This window comes from Streptomyces sp. NPDC030991 (assembly GCF_055571235.1).
Window position 1 is genome coordinate 146,161 of the sequence record NZ_JBVIFR010000006.1, and the last position, 15,953, is coordinate 162,113.

A 15,953-nucleotide genomic window follows, 5' to 3' on the forward strand; every position below is an offset into this window, starting at 1 on the left:
GGCAGTTCTCGAAGTCCGCGTCGCGCAGGGCCTGGCGCGGTTCGTCCCGCAGAAAATTCGATACCCGGATTGTGTGTCCAGGGAACGGAATTCCCGCGTCGTCCGGGCCTGCTTTCGCCCAGGACAACGGCAACCGGCCACCAGGTCGCCGCAGCCGCCCTGCCCGCTCCACCCACGTTCACGGTCCCGCCGCCCCTCGATGACCTGGTTGACATCGTGTCAGACCTATTGGTTGCGCGAAGAGTTGCTGTTGAAGCAGGTTTTTGTGCTCGTCTTCGCGGCGCTGCGTGCTCTTGCGGAGGACGATCCTACGTTTCCCCCACGGGGGCGCATCAAGGGTCTCATGAGGACACGCGCGCGGGCGTACGGTCCCAGTCCCCGGGCAGCGCGGGCACCGGCCACGCGGGGTCGGGCCGCCACTGCTCCCAGCCGTCCGAGAACGGGTGCCCCCAGCCCTTGATGACCTCCACCACCCTGCGCCCCGCCGCCCGCACCCCGGCGGCGCGTTCGGCACTCATCAGGCCCACGGCCTGGGCCTGCGCGAACTCGTCCTCGTCGTGCCAGCGCCAGCTGCCGTCCTGGTACACCGACAGGTCCAGGAAGTGGTCCTCGGAGTCGACGCCCCCCGACCACCGTACGCGCGGCTCCTCCAGGTTCACGTACCAGTTGCGAAAGGTCCAGTCCGGTTCCCGGAACAGCCACACCGACCAGGGCTCGTCCGGCCGCGCCAGCTTGAGCACGCCCGCGCCCGCCCAGCGGTCGCGCCGCAGGGCGCGCGGCTTGGTGTAACGGGTGGCGAGCGGCTCGCGGTGCACCGGGGTGCCGTCCGCGATCACCGGCTTCACGCACTCGGTGCCCGGCGCCATCCACACGGCGAGCAGTTCCTCCGTGTCCTGGACGACCGTGACGGGGCGGCAGATGTGGAAACCCTCACCCCCGTTGGCGCGGTAGCGCCACAGGATCGGCTCCCCGGGCTCCCATCGCCCGCCACCCTCGCCGTCGGTCCGGTCGTCGTCTGTCATGCGCAGATATTAGGTGTCCGGGGCATACGACGCTGCGGCGCGGGTCACGAACACGTCATCCGGCGATCAGTCGGCCGGGGCTCACGGACGGGTCATCCGCAGGACGTCCAGTGCCTCGTCGAGCTGCTCCTCCGTCAGGTCACCGCGCTCCACGTACCCGCCGTCCAGCACGACCTCGCGGATCGTCCGCCGCTCGGCCAGCGACCTCTTGGCGACCTTGGCGGCCTCCTCGTAGCCGATGTACTTGTTGAGCGGCGTGACGACCGACGGCGAGGACTCGGCGTACTCGCGGGCCCGCTCACGGTTGGCGGTGATGCCGTCGACGGTGCGGTCGGCGAGCAGCCGGGAGACGTTGCTGAGCAGCCGGATCGACTCCAGTACGTTCTTGGCGATCACCGGCAGCATCACGTTCAGCTCGAAGTTGCCGGCCGCGCCCGCCGTGGCCACGGTCGCGTCATTGCCGATGACCTGCGCCGCCACCATCAACGTCGCCTCGGGAATGACCGGGTTGACCTTGCCCGGCATGATCGACGAGCCGGGCTGCAGATCGGGCAGGTTGATCTCGGCGAGCCCGGTGCGCGGGCCCGACGCCGCCCAACGCAGATCGTTGGCGATCTTCGTCAGGCCGACCGCGATGGTCCGCAGCTGCCCGCTCGTCTCCACGATCCCGTCGCGCGCGCCCTGCGCCTCGAAGTGATCGCGGGCCTCGGTCAGCGGCAGCCCCGTGGCCCGCGCGACCTCCGCGATCACGGCGGCCGAGAACCCCGGCGGAGTGTTGATCCCGGTGCCCACCGCCGTACCGCCCAGGGGAAGTTCGGCCAGCCGGGGCAGCGAGGCCGTGAGCCGCTCGACGCCGTAGCGGACCTGCGCCGCGTAGCCACCGAACTCCTGCCCGAGCGTCACCGGCGTCGCGTCCATCAGGTGCGTACGCCCGGACTTCACCACATCGGCGAACTCGGCCGACTTGCGCTCCAGGGACGCCGCGAGGTGTTCGAGGGCCGGGATCAGATCGTGGGAGACGGCGGCGGTGGCCGCGATGTGGATCGACGACGGGAAGACGTCGTTCGACGACTGCGAGGCGTTGACGTGGTCGTTCGGGTGGACGTCACGGCCCAGACGCTCGGTGGCGAGCGTGGCAAGCACCTCGTTGGTGTTCATGTTGGAGGAGGTGCCGGATCCTGTCTGAAAAACGTCCACAGGGAACTGGTCGTCCCAGCGGCCGTCGGCGACCTCCGCCGCCGCCTCCGCGACAGCCCGCGCGATGTCCTTGTCGAGTACCCCCAGCTCCGCGTTGACCTGGGCGGCCGCCGCCTTGATACGGGCCAGCGCCTCGATGTGGGCGCGCTCCAGACGCTGCCCGGAGATGGGGAAGTTCTCCACGGCGCGCTGCGTCTGGGCCCGCCACTTCGCGTCCGCGGGGACCCGCACCTCGCCCATGGAGTCGTGTTCGATCCGGTAGTCGCTCATACCCCGTACAGCACGGGCAGGAGCCGTAGTGTTCCCGGCGCAACGCCGGACGGGCCGTCTGGTTCAGCCCGTCCGGCGGGTACCGCGGACGCGGTTACGCCAGGCCGGGGCCGCGCACCGGGATGTGCGTGAAGGTCGGCTCGGGCGCCGGGTCCTGGAAGAAGTCGTTGCCCTTGTCGTCGACGACGATGAACGCCGGGAAGTCCTCGACCTCGATCTTCCAGACGGCCTCCATGCCGAGCTCCTCGTACTCGACGACCTCGACCTTCTTGATGCAGTCCTGCGCGAGGCGCGCGGCCGGACCGCCGATCGAGCCGAGGTAGAAACCGCCGTGCGCGTTACAGGCGTCGGTGACCTGCTGCGAGCGGTTGCCCTTGGCGAGCATCACCTTGGAGCCGCCCGCGGCCTGGAACTGCTCCACGTAGGAGTCCATGCGCCCGGCGGTCGTCGGCCCGAAGGAGCCCGACGCGTAACCCTCGGGCGTCTTGGCCGGGCCCGCGTAGTACACCGGGTGGTCCTTCAGGTACTGCGGCATCTCCTCGCCCGCGTCGAGCCGCTCCTTGATCTTGGCGTGCGCGATGTCGCGGGCCACGACCAGCGGGCCGGTCAGCGAGAGGCGGGTCTTCACCGGGTACTTGGAGAGCTCGGCGAGGATCGCGTCCATCGGCTGGTTCAGGTCGACCTCGACGACGTCGCTCTCGTCGAGGGACTCGTCCGTCGTCTCCGGCAGGAACCGCGCCGGGTCCGTCTCCAGCTGCTCAAGGAAGACGCCCTCGGCGGTGATCTTCGCGACGGCCTGGCGGTCCGCCGAACAGGAGACGGCGATGGCCACCGGGCAGGACGCGCCGTGGCGCGGCAGCCGCACCACGCGCACGTCGTGACAGAAGTACTTGCCGCCGAACTGCGCGCCGATCCCGATCTTCTGGGTCAGCTCGAAGACCTTCTCCTCCAGCTCCTTGTCGCGGAAGCCGTGGCCCAGCTCGGAGCCCTCGGACGGAATCTCGTCGTAGTAGTGCGCGGAGGCGTACTTCGCGGTCTTCAGGGCGTACTCGGCGCTGGTGCCGCCCACGACGATCGCGAGGTGGTACGGCGGGCAGGCGGCCGTGCCGAGGGAGCGGATCTTCTGCTCCAGGAACTTCATCATGGAGGACTCGTTCAGGACGGCCTTCGTCTCCTGGTACAGGAACGACTTGTTGGCCGAGCCGCCGCCCTTCGCCATGAAGAGGAACTTGTAGGCGCCGCCGTCGGTCGCGTACAGCTCGATCTGCGCGGGCAGGTTCGAGCCGGTGTTCTTCTCGTCCCACATGGTCAGCGGGGCCATCTGCGAGTACCGCAGGTTCAGGTTCTTGTACGCGTCGTAGATGCCCTTGGAGAGCGCCTTCTCGTCCTCACCTTCGGTGAGGACGTTCTGTCCGCGCTTGCCCATGACGATCGCGGTGCCGGTGTCCTGGCACATCGGCAGCACGCCGGCCGCCGCGATGTTCGCGTTCTTCAGCAGGTCGAGCGCGACGAACTTGTCGTTGTTCGACGCCTCGGGGTCGTCCACGATGCGGCGCAGCTGGGCGAGGTGGGCCGGGCGCAGGTAGTGCTGGATGTCGTGGATGGCCTCCGCGGCGAGCGCGCGCAGCGCCTCGGGCTCGACCTTCAGGAACGTACGGCCGTCCGGCCCCTCCGCGGTGGAGACACCCTCGGAGGTCACCAGGCGATACGGGGTGGTGTCCTCGCCCTGGGGGAGCAGATCGGTGTACGCGAACTCAGGCATCTCGCCCATTCCTCACTCGACAGACAGCGGCTGGCATTCATCGGCAGCGCCGACCAGCGTAGAACCTGGTGGGACGGCCGGGTCTGTGAGGTAAGGCTCAGTTCCCGCCACCGACCTCTAGTCGCGATCTATCGCGTTTGGGTACGCTGCTGTCGTGGACCTTCAGAAGCGCCCCCAGCAGAGCACCCCCGTGGCGGACCCGGCCGACCTGCGCGCCTCCGACGCCGACCGCGACCGCATCGCGGACATCCTGCGCGAGGCGCTCGCCGAGGGCCGCCTCGACGCGGAGGAGCACGCCGAGCGGATCGACGACGTGTACCGCGCCAAGACGCTGGGTGAACTGGAGCCGCTGGTGAGGGACTTGCCCGGCGCGCAGACGCCCCGCCCGACGGCTGCCGCGGGCGCCTCGCCCGGCCGCCCGGCCGCCGGCCCCGTCCCTTCGGTCCCCAGCGAGAACCTGGTGGCGGTGTTCAGCGCCACCACCCGCAGGGGCCGCTGGCGCGTCGGTCGCCGCACGCACGCGTACGCCGTCTTCGGCAACATCGAGATCGACCTCAGCGAGGCGATCTTCGAGCACCCAGAGGTCTACATCCGGGCGGTCTCCGTCTTCGGCAGCGTCGAGATCCGCGTCCCCGAGAACGTCTCGCTGCGCGGCAGCGGCGGCGGCGTCCTCGGCAACTTCGAGGTGGACACCCTGGAGGCCGCGGACCCGCAGGCGCCCGTCGTCCACGTCGACGGTGTCGCGGTCCTCGGCAACATCGAGGCGCGGCCCAAGCGAGGCAAGCTCGTCAAGGATCTCCACAAGTACGTCGGCAGGTATGTCGATAAGCAGCTGCGCAAGCACCTGGACTGAGCGGAGGCCGCACGACGGTGAACTCCCGTATGCGCCAGGGAACTTCCGCGCTTCGGAACTCAGTGCATAGGCGTCGACACAGCGGGTAGAGCTTGCTGCATCGTCTCTCGCTCGCGAAAGCCGTCGTAAGCCGTCGTCAGGAGTAGACCGTGCTGCATCCGCCGCATCAGTCCCTGCAGGTCGCCGCCGTACCGCCCCAGCGGGTGCCCGTGGGGGACAGGGACCAGGACGCACCGTGGCACACGGAGGCCGTGTGCAGGCGCGACGAGGCGGGACTCTTCTTCGCCCCATCCAAGGAACCCACCGCCGCGCGGCTGTCGCGCGAGGAGGCGGCCAAGCGGGTCTGTGCCCGCTGCCCCGTGATGGTCGAGTGCCGCGAGCACGCCCTGCTCCAGCCGGAGCCGTACGGAGTGTGGGGCGGCCTCACCGCCGCCGAGCGCCGGGTGGTCCTGGCGCGCAGGCGCCGGCGCGAGGTCGAGCTGCAGAAGCCGTCCCGCGCGGTGGCGGCGGCCGGCTAGGTCACCCACGTACGTCGCCGGGGGCGCCCCTTCCCTCAGGGGCGCCCCCGCACGCGTAGCCGCTCGCCCCGCAGGGCGTGGTGTTACTTGGCCCGGTCGAAGTCGACCGCGCTGTACGCCCGGAGCTTGCTCAGCCGGTGCTGCGAGTCGATCTGCCGGATCGTGCCCGACTTGGACCGCATCACCAGGGACGAGGTCGTCGCCGTCTCGGAGCTGTAGCGCACGCCGCGCAGCAGCTCGCCGTCGGTGATGCCGGTGGCCACGAAGAACACGTTCTCGCCGGAGACCAGGTCGTCGGTGGACAGGACGCGGTCCAGATCGTGCCCGGCGTCCAGCGCCCGCTGCCGCTCCGCCGCGTCCTTGGGCCACAGCTTGCCCTGGATGACACCGCCGAGGCACTTGATCGCGCAGGCCGAGATGATGCCCTCGGGGGTGCCGCCGATGCCCAGCAGCAGATCGACGCCGGAGTCCTCGCGCACCGCGAGGACCGAGCCGGCGACGTCACCGTCGGAGATCAGTTTGATCCGGGCGCCGGCCTCGCGGACCTCCTTGATGATGCCCTCGTGGCGCGGCCGGTCGAGGATGACGACGGTGACGTCCTCGGGGGCGGCCTTCTTCGCCTTGGCGATCCGGCGGATGTTCACCGACACCGGCGCGTTGATGTCCACGTAGTCGGCGGCCTCGGGCCCGGCCACCAGCTTGTCCATGTAGAAGACGGCCGACGGGTCGAACATGGTGCCGCGGTCGGCGGCGGCGAGCACCGCGATCGCGTTCGGCATGCCCTTGGCGCACAGCGTCGTACCGTCGATCGGGTCGACGGCGATGTCGCACTCGGCGCCCGTCCCGTCCCCGACCTGCTCGCCGTTGAACAGCATCGGCGCCTCGTCCTTCTCGCCCTCGCCGATGACGACGATGCCGTCCATCGACACGGTGGAGACGAGGGTGCGCATGGCGCGCACGGCCGCACCGTCCGCGCCGTTCTTGTCACCGCGGCCGACCCAGCGGCCGGCGGCCATGGCCGCGGCCTCGGTGACCCGGACGAGCTCGAGGGCGAGGTTGCGGTCAGGGGCCTCGGAGGGGACCTCGAGTTCGGACGGAAGCTGGTGATGCTCGGTCATCGAGACGCACCTTTCTGTTCCGGGTTTCACCGGGATACGACGACGGCCGGATGAGGGTTGACGGCCCCGACTCTATCGCCAGTCCGACAATCTGAGCAGAGCGCCCCACGGATGAGCGGGCCCGCCCGCGCCGGTCGCGCGGTACGGGACCTCCCGGCAGAGATCAATCGGCGACCTGCGACGATGGGGCGCGTGGCAGGAAGAAATGGCAAGAAGACGGTCGGCAGCCTGGTCCTCTCGCTCGGCGTCTGCGTCGTCGCGGCGGGCGTCGCGTACGTGTTCATTCCGCACGACGACTCCAAGCAGACACCGGTCAAGCGCGTGGACTACCGGATCGAGCTGCTGACGGCCCGGCGCGCGGCCTCGTACCCGGTGGCGGCCCCGACCGGCCTCCCGAAGACCTGGAAGCCGACCTCCGTGCGCTACCAGGGCGATCCGAACGAGGCCTGGCACCTCGGTTTCCTCGACCCCGACGGTCAGTACGTCGCTGTGGAGCAGTCGACGGACAAGCCGGTGCGGTTCATCGACGACGCGAGCCAGGGCGCCGAGGAGACCAGCGGCAAGCAGACCATCGGCGGCGAGAGCTGGCAGCGCTACAAGGGCGCGAAGTACGACGCCCTGGTGCTGAAGCGGAAGAACTCCACGACCCTCGTGACCGGCACGGCCGGCTTCGGGCAGCTGACGAAGATGGCCGAGGCCCTGGAGATGAAGCAGGACAAGGCGTCCTGAGCGCGCGGGTGCGCGCGTACGTGAAAGGGCCCCGGCAGCAGCCGGGGCCCTTTCACGCAGGGGTGTGCGGGGCTCAGACGGTCGTGATGACCTGGTCGAGCTCCAGGCGCGGGGAGCGCGGGAACCAGGCGTCGTCGCCCGGCTTGCCGATGTTGACGATCATCAGCGGGGTGTGGTCGTCGTCCAGGAACTCCTTCTGGACGCCGCCGAAGTCGAAGCCGGTCATCGGGCCGGCGGCCAGGCCGGCGGCGCGCACGCCGACGATGAAGTAGGCGGCCTGCAGCGACGCGTTCAGCGCGGCGGCCTGCTCACGGACCGGGCGCTCCGAGAAGAAGGCGTCCTTCGCGGCCGGGAAGTGCGGGAAGAGCGCCGGGAGCTCCTCGTGGAACTCGTTGTCCGCGGAGAGGATCGCGACCAGCGGGGCGGCGGCGGTCTTCGGCCGGTTGCCTTCGGCCATGAGCTCCACGAGGCGCTCGCGGGCCTCGGGGGAGCGGACCAGGGTGATGCGCAGCGGCGACTGGTTGAAGGCGGTCGGACCGTACTTGACCAGGTCGTAGATCGCCTGAACCTGCTCGTCGGTCACCGGCTCGTCGGTGAAGGTGTTCGCGGTGCGGGCCTCGCGGAAGAGCAGGTCCTGGGCGGCGGGGTCAAGAACGAGAGACATCGATCAACCTTCTCGGTACGGCGTGACGGCTGGGGTGATCCGATCCGTTCCGGATCAGCCGATGCACACGACAGTACGCGGATTAGGTTCAACTTTCAACCAACCCGTTCCGTGACCCTCTTCACTCCCTCCCCTCCCCCCTCCTTCACCCCCTCCTTCGCCCCCTCCTCACTCGTCTCCGGGAGCCTCCTCGTCGGCGGCCTCACCGCCGTCCTCCTCGGCCAGCGCCGCGTCGAGGCGGGCCCGCGCGCCGTCCAGCCAGCGGCGGCACACCTTCGCCAGCTCCTCGCCGCGCTCCCACAGGGCGAGGGACTCCTCCAGGGACGTGCCGCCGGTCTCCAGCCGCCGTACGACATCGATCAGTTCGTCGCGCGCCTGCTCGTAGCCGAGGGTCTCTTCGGCCGTCTTCGTCGTCGTCATCGTGGTCTCGTCCGTCCTCACGCTTCGTCTTCCGCGACGCGCACGCTTTCCGTGGCGGGCGCGTCTTCTGGGGCCTGTCCGTCTTCTGTGGCCGGGGCGTCTTCCGTGGCCTGTACGTCCTCCGTGACCTGTACGTGGAACTCGCCTTCGGCGACCCGGGCCCGCAGTCGCTCGGCGGGTGCCACGTCGTCCGCGGCCCGCACCACATGGCCGTCCGCCTTCTGCAGCACCGCATAGCCCCGCTTGAGCGTGGCCGCGGGAGAGAGCGCGACCACGCGCGCGTGCGTGTGCGTCAGATCCGACTCGGCGCGGTCCAGAAGATGCCCGAGCGTGCGGCGGGCCCGCTCGGCCAGCGCCGCGACCTGCTGCTCACGTTCGTCGACCATCCGGTGCGGGTCCTCTATCGAGGGCCTGGAGAGCGCCGCGGCGAGACCCCGCTCCTCGCGGTCGAGGAACGCCTCGACGCTGCGCCGGGCCCGGTCGCGCAACCAGCGCACCCGCTCGTACTCCTCGCCGACGTCCGGCACGACCTTCTTCGCCGCGTCGGTCGGCGTCGAGGCCCGCAGGTCGGCGACCAGGTCGAGCAGCGGACTGTCCGGCTCGTGGCCGATCGCGGAGACGACGGGCGTCCGGCAGGAGGCGACCGCCCGCACCAACTGCTCGTCGGAGAAGGGCAGCAGATCCTCCACGCTGCCACCGCCCCGCGCGACGATGATCACGTCCACGCCGTCCAGGGCGTCCAGCTCCTTCACCGCCTGGACGACCTGCGGCACGGCGTGCACACCCTGCACCGGCACATTGCGCACCTCGAAGCGGACGGCGGGCCAGCGGTGCCGCGCGTTCTCCAGCACGTCGCGCTCGGCGGCCGACGCGCGACCGCAGACAAGGCCGATCAGCTGCGGCAGGAACGGCAGTGCCTTCTTGCGGTCGGCCGCGAAAAGCCCCTCCTGGGCGAGCGACTTCTTCAGCTGCTCCAGGCGCGCGAGCAGCTCCCCGACGCCGACCGGGCGGATCTCGGCGGCGCGCAGGGAGAGCTGCCCGCGCGGCGCGTACCACTCCGGCTTCGCGTGCACGACGACCCGGGAGCCCTCGCGCACCACGTCCGCCACCGCCTCGAACACCTGCCGGTAGCAGGTGACCGAGACCGAGATGTCGTACGACGGGTCGCGCAGCGTCAGGAAGACGACACCGGCGCCCGGCCTGCGGGACAGCTGGGTGATCTGGCCCTCGACCCACACGGCGCCCAGCCGGTCGATCCATCCGCCGATGAGACGGGAGACCTCGCCCACGGGGAGCGGGGCATCCGGAGACGTGTTGGCAGCCATGCCGCGAGGGTAGTCGCCGGCACTGACAGCCAGGTGGGGCACATGGGTAGTCCTGCACGCGCTCCGGCGTGACCTTCCGGGCTCCCGGACCGCACCTCCCTAGCGTCAACCGGTATGACAAACGTATTCAAGACGGCGGTCCCTGTCGCGGCGGCGGGCTGCGTCGTGTGCACGGGCGGGCTGCTGCTGGCCGCGGCCCCGGTGAGCTCCGCGCCCGCCGCCCCGCGCGCCGCCGTGGCCGTCGGCAACCCCGTCGCGGGCAACAACGGCTTCGGCGTCGTCACCGAGGAGGACGCCTATCTCGGCAGCACCGAATCCGAGGGCCCCGTCGCGGTCGGCGGCGACCTGCGCTTCGGCGCCGGTTACAACGTCGCCCTGAACACCGCCGGCTCCTTCACCGCCCCCGGCGACTCGCGGCCCACGGCGCTGCTCGTCGGCGGGCAGGTCCGCTACGACGAGAGCGACCCGGCCGGCGTCCTGCGGGTCCTGCAGAACGGGTACGCGAAGATCGGCGACATGAGCGGCGGCCACGCCCTCGACACCGACGGCAACGGCGCCACGGTCAACACGCACGTCGACGCGGCCGGCGACCCGTACGACGCCACGCCCCGGATCGAACTGAGTACGCACGAGGCCGCGGCCAAGGTCAGCGCCGCGCACCTGATGGACTTCCCCGGCCTGTTCACCACCTACCGGGACCGCGCACAGCAGATGGCGACCTGCGTGAACAACGTCACCCTGCTCGACGGCAACGGCGACCCGCTCCCCGACCAGGCGACCATCGCGCCGAACTCCCAGATCAAACTCCGCCTCGACAGCGGCCGCACCAACGTGCTGCGCCTCACCGGCGAGATGCTGGACAACATCTCGACCCTGACGCTGCTCGACCGGCCGACGGCCGCCGCGCCCCTGGTGATCGTGGTGGACACCGGCGCCGAGGGCGGGGACTACACCTGGCACGCGCCGACCATGGCCGGGGTGGGGGGCTCCCAGACGCACATCCTGTGGGACTTCCCCGACGCGTCCCGCATCACCAACCCGGACGGCGACCAGATCGAGGGCACGGTCTACGCGCCGAGCGCGGAGTTCATCGACCTGGACCCATCGAACATCGAGGGCGACGTCATCGTGAAGTCGCTGGTGCAGGGGGCGACCGCCGCGGTCGGGGGCGGGAGGGCGAACGCCGGGGAGATCCACTATCGCCCGTTCGACGGGAACGTCCGGTGCGACGACGATCCGACGCCGACCCCGACCCCGACGCCGACCGCGGTGACGCCCAGGCCGGAACCGTCCGACCGGACCCCGACGCCGGCGACGCCCACGCCGGGACCGACCGACGGGACGACCTCACCGACACACCCCGCCCCCACGTCGCCGGCCCAGACCCCGGCCACCCCCTCCCCGACCGGCCCCGAGCTCGCCGACACCGGCTCCGACCGGCACACCTCCCTGCTCCTCGGCGCCGCCGCGGCCGCCCTGGTGATCACCGGCGCCGGAACCGTCGCTCTCGGCCGACTGCGCAGGAACGGACGGCACCGCTGAGCCGGTAGGCCGTGACTGGGCTGGGGGTTGGGTGTTGGGTGCGGGGGCGGTGGGCCTTGGGGGCGGGGTCCGGGGGCGTGCGGCGCGCGGGGCGGGGTGTGTGCGGGGCGGGGTGTGCGGGGCCCGGGTGCGCGGGGTCCGGGTGCGCGCATGGCGGGGCCTGCATGGGCCCGGGTGTGGCGCGGCGCGGGGAGGACGCACGGGCGGGGCATACCCGGGCGGGCCGGACGCGCGGGCGGCCCTGGTGCGCGGCCGGCGGCGACCGGCTCTACGCCGCCGTATCCGCCGCCCGCCCCCGCTGCACCACCAGCACCACGAGCCCCACGACCAGCCAGACCGCGCCGACCACCTGGGCCGCCCCCGACGCCTCCACGATCACCGCGACCGTGATCGCCGCGCCGAGCACCGGGACCAGGAGGTGCCGCCACCAGCTCACGGGCCCGCCCCGACGACGTACCGCGAAATAACCCACCACGCTGGCGTGCAGCAGCGTGAACGCCGTCAGGGCGCCGATGTCGACGACCGAGACCAGATGGTCCATGCCGTCGTCCCTGCGGGCCGCCCACACCGCCGCGACCAGCGTGATCACCGCCGCGACGAGCAGCGCCGCACGCGGCACGCCCGAGTTCGTCCGGGACAGGGCCTTCGGCAGCCGCCGGTCGCGCGCCATCGCGAAGACCAGCCGGCCCGCCGCGGCCTGCCCGGCCAGCGCCGCGAACGCCGCGCCGATCGCCTTGCTGACCGCCACCAGATCGTGCAGCCACCCGCCGACCGACGTGTCGACTGCGTCGTAGAACGCGGACCCCTGCTTGCCCGGATCGGCGGCCAGCTGCGCCGAGGTCGTCGGTTCCAGGAGCGCCACCAGGTACGTCTGGGCCACGAACAGCACACCGGTGAGCGCCAGACAGAACAGCACCGCCCGCGCCACCTTCGCCGAGCCGCCCGTCACCTCCTCGGCGAACGTGGCGATCGCGTCGAAGCCCAAATAGGAGAGAACGGCGACGGACACCGCGCCGACCACCGCCGACAGGGCGAAGGCCCCCTGCGTCCCGTCCCCGCTCAGCGGCGACAACCAGTCCCGCTGCGCGCCGTCGCGGGACAGCACCACGATCGCCGAGACCATGAAGACCAGCAGCACCACGATCTCCAGCGCCAGGACCGCGAAACCGACCCGGGCCGCGGCCCGTACGCCCCACAGGTTCAGCAGCGTCGTGATCAGCACCGCCAGCGCCGTCCACACCCACCGCGACACCGAGGGGACCAGCGCGTTCATCGCGATCCCGGAGAACAGGTACGCCACCGCGGGGATCAGCAGATAGTCCAGCATCGCCATCCAGCCCGCGATGAACCCCGGCCCCTTCCCCAGCCCCACGCGCGCGTAGGCGTACACCGACCCCGCCCGCGGAGCGACCCGCACCATCTGCGCGTAGCTGAACGCGGTGAACGCCATCGCGACCGTCGCCACGATGTAGACCAGCGCGACGGCGCCGTGCGACTTCGCGTCCAGAGTGCCGAAGACGCCGACCGGCGCCATGGGGGCGATGAAGAGCAGCCCGTAGACCACGAGGTCCCGGAAACTGAGAGTGCGCCGCAGTGCCGCCTCTTCATGGGTCGCCGTGGTCTCGGTCGACATCACACCTCCGTAGGACAGTGGGGCCGTGGGCCGTGGGCCGTGGGCCGTGAGCCGTGGGGCCATCGGGCCGTGCACAGAGCTCCAGTCTCTGTAAGTCCGCTGTTCCCGGCCTGTCGAGCGCCACCCGTGCGGGGAATCCTCGACCCGCAGGGGGCAGCCTTACGATGGGGGCATGACTGCTACGACTGGCTCCCGCCGTGTCCTGCTCGCCGCCCCCCGTGGCTACTGCGCCGGTGTGGACCGTGCCGTGATCGCCGTCGAGAAAGCCCTGGAGCAGTACGGCGCCCCGATCTACGTCCGCCACGAGATCGTGCACAACAAGTACGTCGTGCAGACCCTGGAGCGGAAGGGCGCCATCTTCGTGGAGCAGACCGCGGAGGTCCCCGAGGGGGCCATCGTCATGTTCTCCGCGCACGGCGTCGCACCGACCGTCCACGCGGAGGCCGAGCGCGGCAAGCTCGCCACCATCGACGCGACCTGCCCCCTGGTCACCAAGGTCCACAAGGAAGCGATCCGCTACGCCGACGACGACTTCGACATCCTCCTGATCGGCCACGAGGGTCACGAGGAGGTCATCGGCACCTCCGGCGAGGCCCCCGACCACATCACGCTGGTCGACGGCCCCGAGGACGTCGCCAAGGTCGAGGTCCGCGACCCGTCCAAGGTCGTCTGGCTCTCCCAGACCACACTCTCCGTCGACGAGACGATGGAGACGGTCGACGCCCTCAAGACCAAGTTCCCCGGCCTGATCTCGCCGCCCAGCGACGACATCTGCTACGCCACGCAGAACCGCCAGCTCGCCGTGAAGCAGATGGGCGCCGACTCCGAGCTCGTCATCGTCGTCGGCTCGCGCAACTCCTCGAACTCCGTGCGCCTCGTCGAGGTCGCCAAGCTGGCCGGCGCGAAGGACGCGCGCCTCGTGGACTACGCCTCCGAGATCGACGAGGCGTGGCTGGAGGGCGTCACGACCGTCGGCGTCACCTCGGGCGCCTCCGTCCCCGACGTCCTCGTCGAGGAAGTCCTGGAGTGGCTCTCCCAGCGCGGCTACGCGGACGTGGAGATCGTCAAGGCGGCGGAGGAGTCCATCACCTTCTCGTTGCCCAAGGAGCTCCGCCGCGACCTGCGCGCGGAAGCGGCCGCTCTGATGCAGGGTTCCCGTTCCGGGAAGTGACGGCGGCTCCGGCGTCGTACCGTGGAGCCCATGAAGATCTTCGGTGTGGACATCGGCGGATCCGGGATCAAGGGCGCTCCGGTCGATCTGGAGCGTGGCGATCTCGCCCAGGAGCGGTTCAAGGTGCTGACCCCGCACCCGGCCACGCCCGAGGCGGTGGCCGAGGGCGTCAAAGAGGTCGTCGACAACTTCGACGTCCGCCCGGACCGGGTCGGTATCACCTTCCCCGGCGTCGTGACCGGCGGCTCGACGATCCGTACGGCCGCCAACGTCGACAAGGGCTGGGTCGACGTCGACGCCCGCGCCCTGCTCAGTGAGGCACTCGGCGGCCTGCCCGTCACCGTCCTCAACGACGCGGACGCGGCGGGCGTCGCCGAGATGAACTTCGGCGCGGGCCGCGGCCGCAAGGGCACCGTGCTGCTGCTCACCTTCGGCACCGGCATCGGCAGCGCCCTGTTCAGCGACGGCGTCCTCGTCCCCAACACCGAGCTCGGCCACCTCGAGCTCGACGGCCACGACGCCGAGCGCAGGGCCTCCACGAAGGTCAAGGAGGACCACGACCTGAGTTGGGAGCACTGGGCGCACCGCGTCCAGAAGTACCTGGCCCACGTCGAGATGCTGTTCTCGCCCGAGCTGTTCGTCATCGGCGGCGGCGTCAGCCGTAAGGCGCAGAAGTTCCTGCCGCTGATCGAGGGCATCAAGGCGGAGATCGTCCCGGCGCAGCTGCAGAACAACGCGGGGATCGTGGGCGCGGCGATGGCGGCATCGCGCGCGTAGCGCTCAGTACGTACTGCGTACTGCTTACTGAGCGCCGCGTAGCCGTACGTACGCAGCGTGTACGTGGCCCGTGGCCTGTGACCCGTGACTCGCATACGCGCGCTCGGTACGCGGCCCGTGGGACGTATCCCGCGGGTCGCGGTCGCGGGGTACGTCCCAGAAACGGTCAGAGGTGTCGGTGGCGGTCGGAGGCTCAGGCGGTACGGCGTCGGGGCCCCGGCGCCGCGGACGGTGACGCGGGCTGACCGGCCCGCCGCTGTGCCGCCCGGCGGGCCATCATCCTGATCTTGCGTACGCCCACGAGGACGCAGGCGAGGAGTGTGCCGGCGTACAGCCAGCCCGCGTTCATGGCGAGCGTGGTGAAGACCCCCATGAGCCGCGCGCCGAGCCCGCCCGCCCCGTCGGCGATCGACAGGGCCCCGATCGCGAACGAGATTGGCACGGCGACCGGCGCCGTCACCAGGTCGGCCTTCCGCACCCACTTGGCCGTAAGCCCGCTGACCAGCAGGAACAGCACGCCGTACACGCCTGCTGAACCGTCGAACAGCAGCCGGTCCAGGAAGCCGAGCACCAGCATCGCGGCCACGCAGAACAGCGCGCTGCCGAGCCCCGTCAACCGCGGGTTCGGAAAACGGCGCAGCGCCAGCACGATGGGCGGCATCCGGCGGCCCTGGCGGGCGGCACGGTAGACGGTGGCGGACTCGGCGGTCTCGGCGGCACGCTCGTCACGACCGCCCTGCGCCTGCGGCGGCAGCGGGGCCGTGCGGCGGGGGCGGGGCTGCGGGGGACGCGTCCTCGGTTGCTCCACCCGCCCAACATAGGTGGGCTTATGTGCGGAATAGGCCAAAGGACACGCGCTTTGGCTGACCTTGACTTTCGGGGAGCGGCGCTGGTCGGGTGTTCGATACGCCGCCGGGCGGGGTGCGGCCAGGCCGTAGACTGGTGGACTGCC

The 15,953-nt window shown here is 70.9% G+C and carries 15 protein-coding genes; 6 read left to right on the plus strand and 9 right to left on the minus strand.

Annotation, left to right across the window (positions count from 1 at the left end; translation table 11 throughout):
- Nucleotides 1–341: 341 nt before the first annotated feature.
- The 3 genes from fomD to ACZ45E_RS13900 form a co-directional block, all read right to left on the minus strand.
- Nucleotides 342–1,022, minus strand: coding sequence for a cytidylyl-2-hydroxypropylphosphonate hydrolase (fomD, locus tag ACZ45E_RS13890; RefSeq protein ID WP_468220347.1), 681 nt, complete (start codon nucleotides 1,020–1,022; stop codon nucleotides 342–344).
- Between the two features lie 81 nt (nucleotides 1,023–1,103).
- Nucleotides 1,104–2,489, minus strand: coding sequence for a class II fumarate hydratase (locus tag ACZ45E_RS13895; RefSeq protein ID WP_468220349.1), 1,386 nt, complete (start codon nucleotides 2,487–2,489; stop codon nucleotides 1,104–1,106).
- A gap of 94 nt (nucleotides 2,490–2,583) precedes the next feature.
- On the minus strand, nucleotides 2,584–4,251 hold the full coding sequence (locus ACZ45E_RS13900; RefSeq protein WP_468220351.1) for a fumarate hydratase: 1,668 nt from the start codon (nucleotides 4,249–4,251) through the stop codon (nucleotides 2,584–2,586).
- Nucleotides 4,252–4,405: 154 nt separating this feature from the next.
- Here ACZ45E_RS13900 and ACZ45E_RS13905 point away from each other — a divergent pair, with 154 nt between their 5' ends.
- Together ACZ45E_RS13905 and ACZ45E_RS13910 are read left to right on the plus strand one after the other, a co-directional pair.
- Complete coding sequence (locus tag ACZ45E_RS13905) at nucleotides 4,406–5,104, plus strand: DUF1707 SHOCT-like domain-containing protein (RefSeq protein ID WP_468220354.1); 699 nt, start codon at nucleotides 4,406–4,408, stop codon at nucleotides 5,102–5,104.
- Nucleotides 5,105–5,253: 149 nt separating this feature from the next.
- Nucleotides 5,254–5,622 (plus strand): WhiB family transcriptional regulator, encoded by a 369-nt coding sequence (locus tag ACZ45E_RS13910; protein ID WP_468220356.1) that lies wholly within the window; start codon nucleotides 5,254–5,256, stop codon nucleotides 5,620–5,622.
- 83 nt (nucleotides 5,623–5,705) lie between these two features.
- Here the strand turns inward: ACZ45E_RS13910 and glpX are convergent, their stop codons facing one another.
- Nucleotides 5,706–6,740: a class II fructose-bisphosphatase gene (gene glpX, locus ACZ45E_RS13915; RefSeq protein ID WP_468220358.1), complete on the minus strand. Its 1,035-nt coding sequence runs from the start codon at nucleotides 6,738–6,740 to the stop codon at nucleotides 5,706–5,708.
- Nucleotides 6,741–6,932: 192 nt separating this feature from the next.
- Between glpX and ACZ45E_RS13920 the strand changes: the two genes are divergently transcribed.
- On the plus strand, nucleotides 6,933–7,469 hold the full coding sequence (locus ACZ45E_RS13920; RefSeq protein WP_468220359.1) for a DUF4245 domain-containing protein: 537 nt from the start codon (nucleotides 6,933–6,935) through the stop codon (nucleotides 7,467–7,469).
- A 73-nt stretch (nucleotides 7,470–7,542) separates the two neighbouring features.
- Here the strand turns inward: ACZ45E_RS13920 and ACZ45E_RS13925 are convergent, their stop codons facing one another.
- The 3 genes from ACZ45E_RS13925 to xseA form a co-directional block, all read right to left on the minus strand.
- Nucleotides 7,543–8,133, minus strand: coding sequence for a malonic semialdehyde reductase (locus tag ACZ45E_RS13925; RefSeq protein ID WP_468220361.1), 591 nt, complete (start codon nucleotides 8,131–8,133; stop codon nucleotides 7,543–7,545).
- 168 nt (nucleotides 8,134–8,301) lie between these two features.
- Nucleotides 8,302–8,553, minus strand: coding sequence for an exodeoxyribonuclease VII small subunit (locus ACZ45E_RS13930; RefSeq protein ID WP_468220769.1), 252 nt, complete (start codon nucleotides 8,551–8,553; stop codon nucleotides 8,302–8,304).
- Between the two features lie 17 nt (nucleotides 8,554–8,570).
- On the minus strand, nucleotides 8,571–9,878 hold the full coding sequence (gene xseA / locus ACZ45E_RS13935; RefSeq protein WP_468220362.1) for an exodeoxyribonuclease VII large subunit: 1,308 nt from the start codon (nucleotides 9,876–9,878) through the stop codon (nucleotides 8,571–8,573).
- A gap of 114 nt (nucleotides 9,879–9,992) precedes the next feature.
- Here xseA and ACZ45E_RS13940 point away from each other — a divergent pair, with 114 nt between their 5' ends.
- On the plus strand, nucleotides 9,993–11,420 hold the full coding sequence (locus ACZ45E_RS13940; protein ID WP_468220364.1) for a collagen-binding domain-containing protein: 1,428 nt from the start codon (nucleotides 9,993–9,995) through the stop codon (nucleotides 11,418–11,420).
- Between the two features lie 268 nt (nucleotides 11,421–11,688).
- Here ACZ45E_RS13940 and ACZ45E_RS13945 read toward each other — a convergent pair whose 3' ends face one another.
- Entirely contained in the window at nucleotides 11,689–13,053 is a 1,365-nt protein-coding gene (locus ACZ45E_RS13945) for an APC family permease (RefSeq protein WP_468220366.1), read from the minus strand.
- Nucleotides 13,054–13,225: 172 nt separating this feature from the next.
- Here ACZ45E_RS13945 and ACZ45E_RS13950 point away from each other — a divergent pair, with 172 nt between their 5' ends.
- Complete coding sequence (locus ACZ45E_RS13950; RefSeq protein WP_468220368.1) at nucleotides 13,226–14,224, plus strand: 4-hydroxy-3-methylbut-2-enyl diphosphate reductase; 999 nt, start codon at nucleotides 13,226–13,228, stop codon at nucleotides 14,222–14,224.
- 30 nt (nucleotides 14,225–14,254) lie between these two features.
- Nucleotides 14,255–15,001, plus strand: coding sequence for a polyphosphate--glucose phosphotransferase (gene ppgK / locus ACZ45E_RS13955; RefSeq protein WP_468220369.1), 747 nt, complete (start codon nucleotides 14,255–14,257; stop codon nucleotides 14,999–15,001).
- A 193-nt stretch (nucleotides 15,002–15,194) separates the two neighbouring features.
- Here the strand turns inward: ppgK and ACZ45E_RS13960 are convergent, their stop codons facing one another.
- Nucleotides 15,195–15,809, minus strand: coding sequence for a DUF6542 domain-containing protein (locus tag ACZ45E_RS13960; protein ID WP_468220371.1), 615 nt, complete (start codon nucleotides 15,807–15,809; stop codon nucleotides 15,195–15,197).
- Nucleotides 15,810–15,953 lie beyond the last annotated feature (144 nt).

What these genes read in the sequence shown, in the direction of transcription:
- fomD (WP_468220347.1), bottom strand. Translation starts at nt 1,022, where the DNA reads ATGACAGACGACGACCGGACCGACGGCGAGGGTGGCGGGCGATGGGAG.
- ACZ45E_RS13895 (WP_468220349.1), bottom strand. Translation starts at nt 2,489, where the DNA reads ATGAGCGACTACCGGATCGAACACGACTCCATGGGCGAGGTGCGGGTC.
- ACZ45E_RS13900 (WP_468220351.1), bottom strand. Translation starts at nt 4,251, where the DNA reads ATGCCTGAGTTCGCGTACACCGATCTGCTCCCCCAGGGCGAGGACACC.
- glpX (WP_468220358.1), bottom strand. Translation starts at nt 6,740, where the DNA reads ATGACCGAGCATCACCAGCTTCCGTCCGAACTCGAGGTCCCCTCCGAG.
- ACZ45E_RS13925 (WP_468220361.1), bottom strand. Translation starts at nt 8,133, where the DNA reads ATGTCTCTCGTTCTTGACCCCGCCGCCCAGGACCTGCTCTTCCGCGAG.
- ACZ45E_RS13930 (WP_468220769.1), bottom strand. Translation starts at nt 8,553, where the DNA reads ATGACGACGACGAAGACGGCCGAAGAGACCCTCGGCTACGAGCAGGCG.
- xseA (WP_468220362.1), bottom strand. Translation starts at nt 9,878, where the DNA reads ATGGCTGCCAACACGTCTCCGGATGCCCCGCTCCCCGTGGGCGAGGTC.
- ACZ45E_RS13940 (WP_468220364.1), top strand. Translation starts at nt 9,993, where the DNA reads ATGACAAACGTATTCAAGACGGCGGTCCCTGTCGCGGCGGCGGGCTGC.
- ACZ45E_RS13945 (WP_468220366.1), bottom strand. Translation starts at nt 13,053, where the DNA reads ATGTCGACCGAGACCACGGCGACCCATGAAGAGGCGGCACTGCGGCGC.
- ACZ45E_RS13950 (WP_468220368.1), top strand. Translation starts at nt 13,226, where the DNA reads ATGACTGCTACGACTGGCTCCCGCCGTGTCCTGCTCGCCGCCCCCCGT.
- ppgK (WP_468220369.1), top strand. Translation starts at nt 14,255, where the DNA reads ATGAAGATCTTCGGTGTGGACATCGGCGGATCCGGGATCAAGGGCGCT.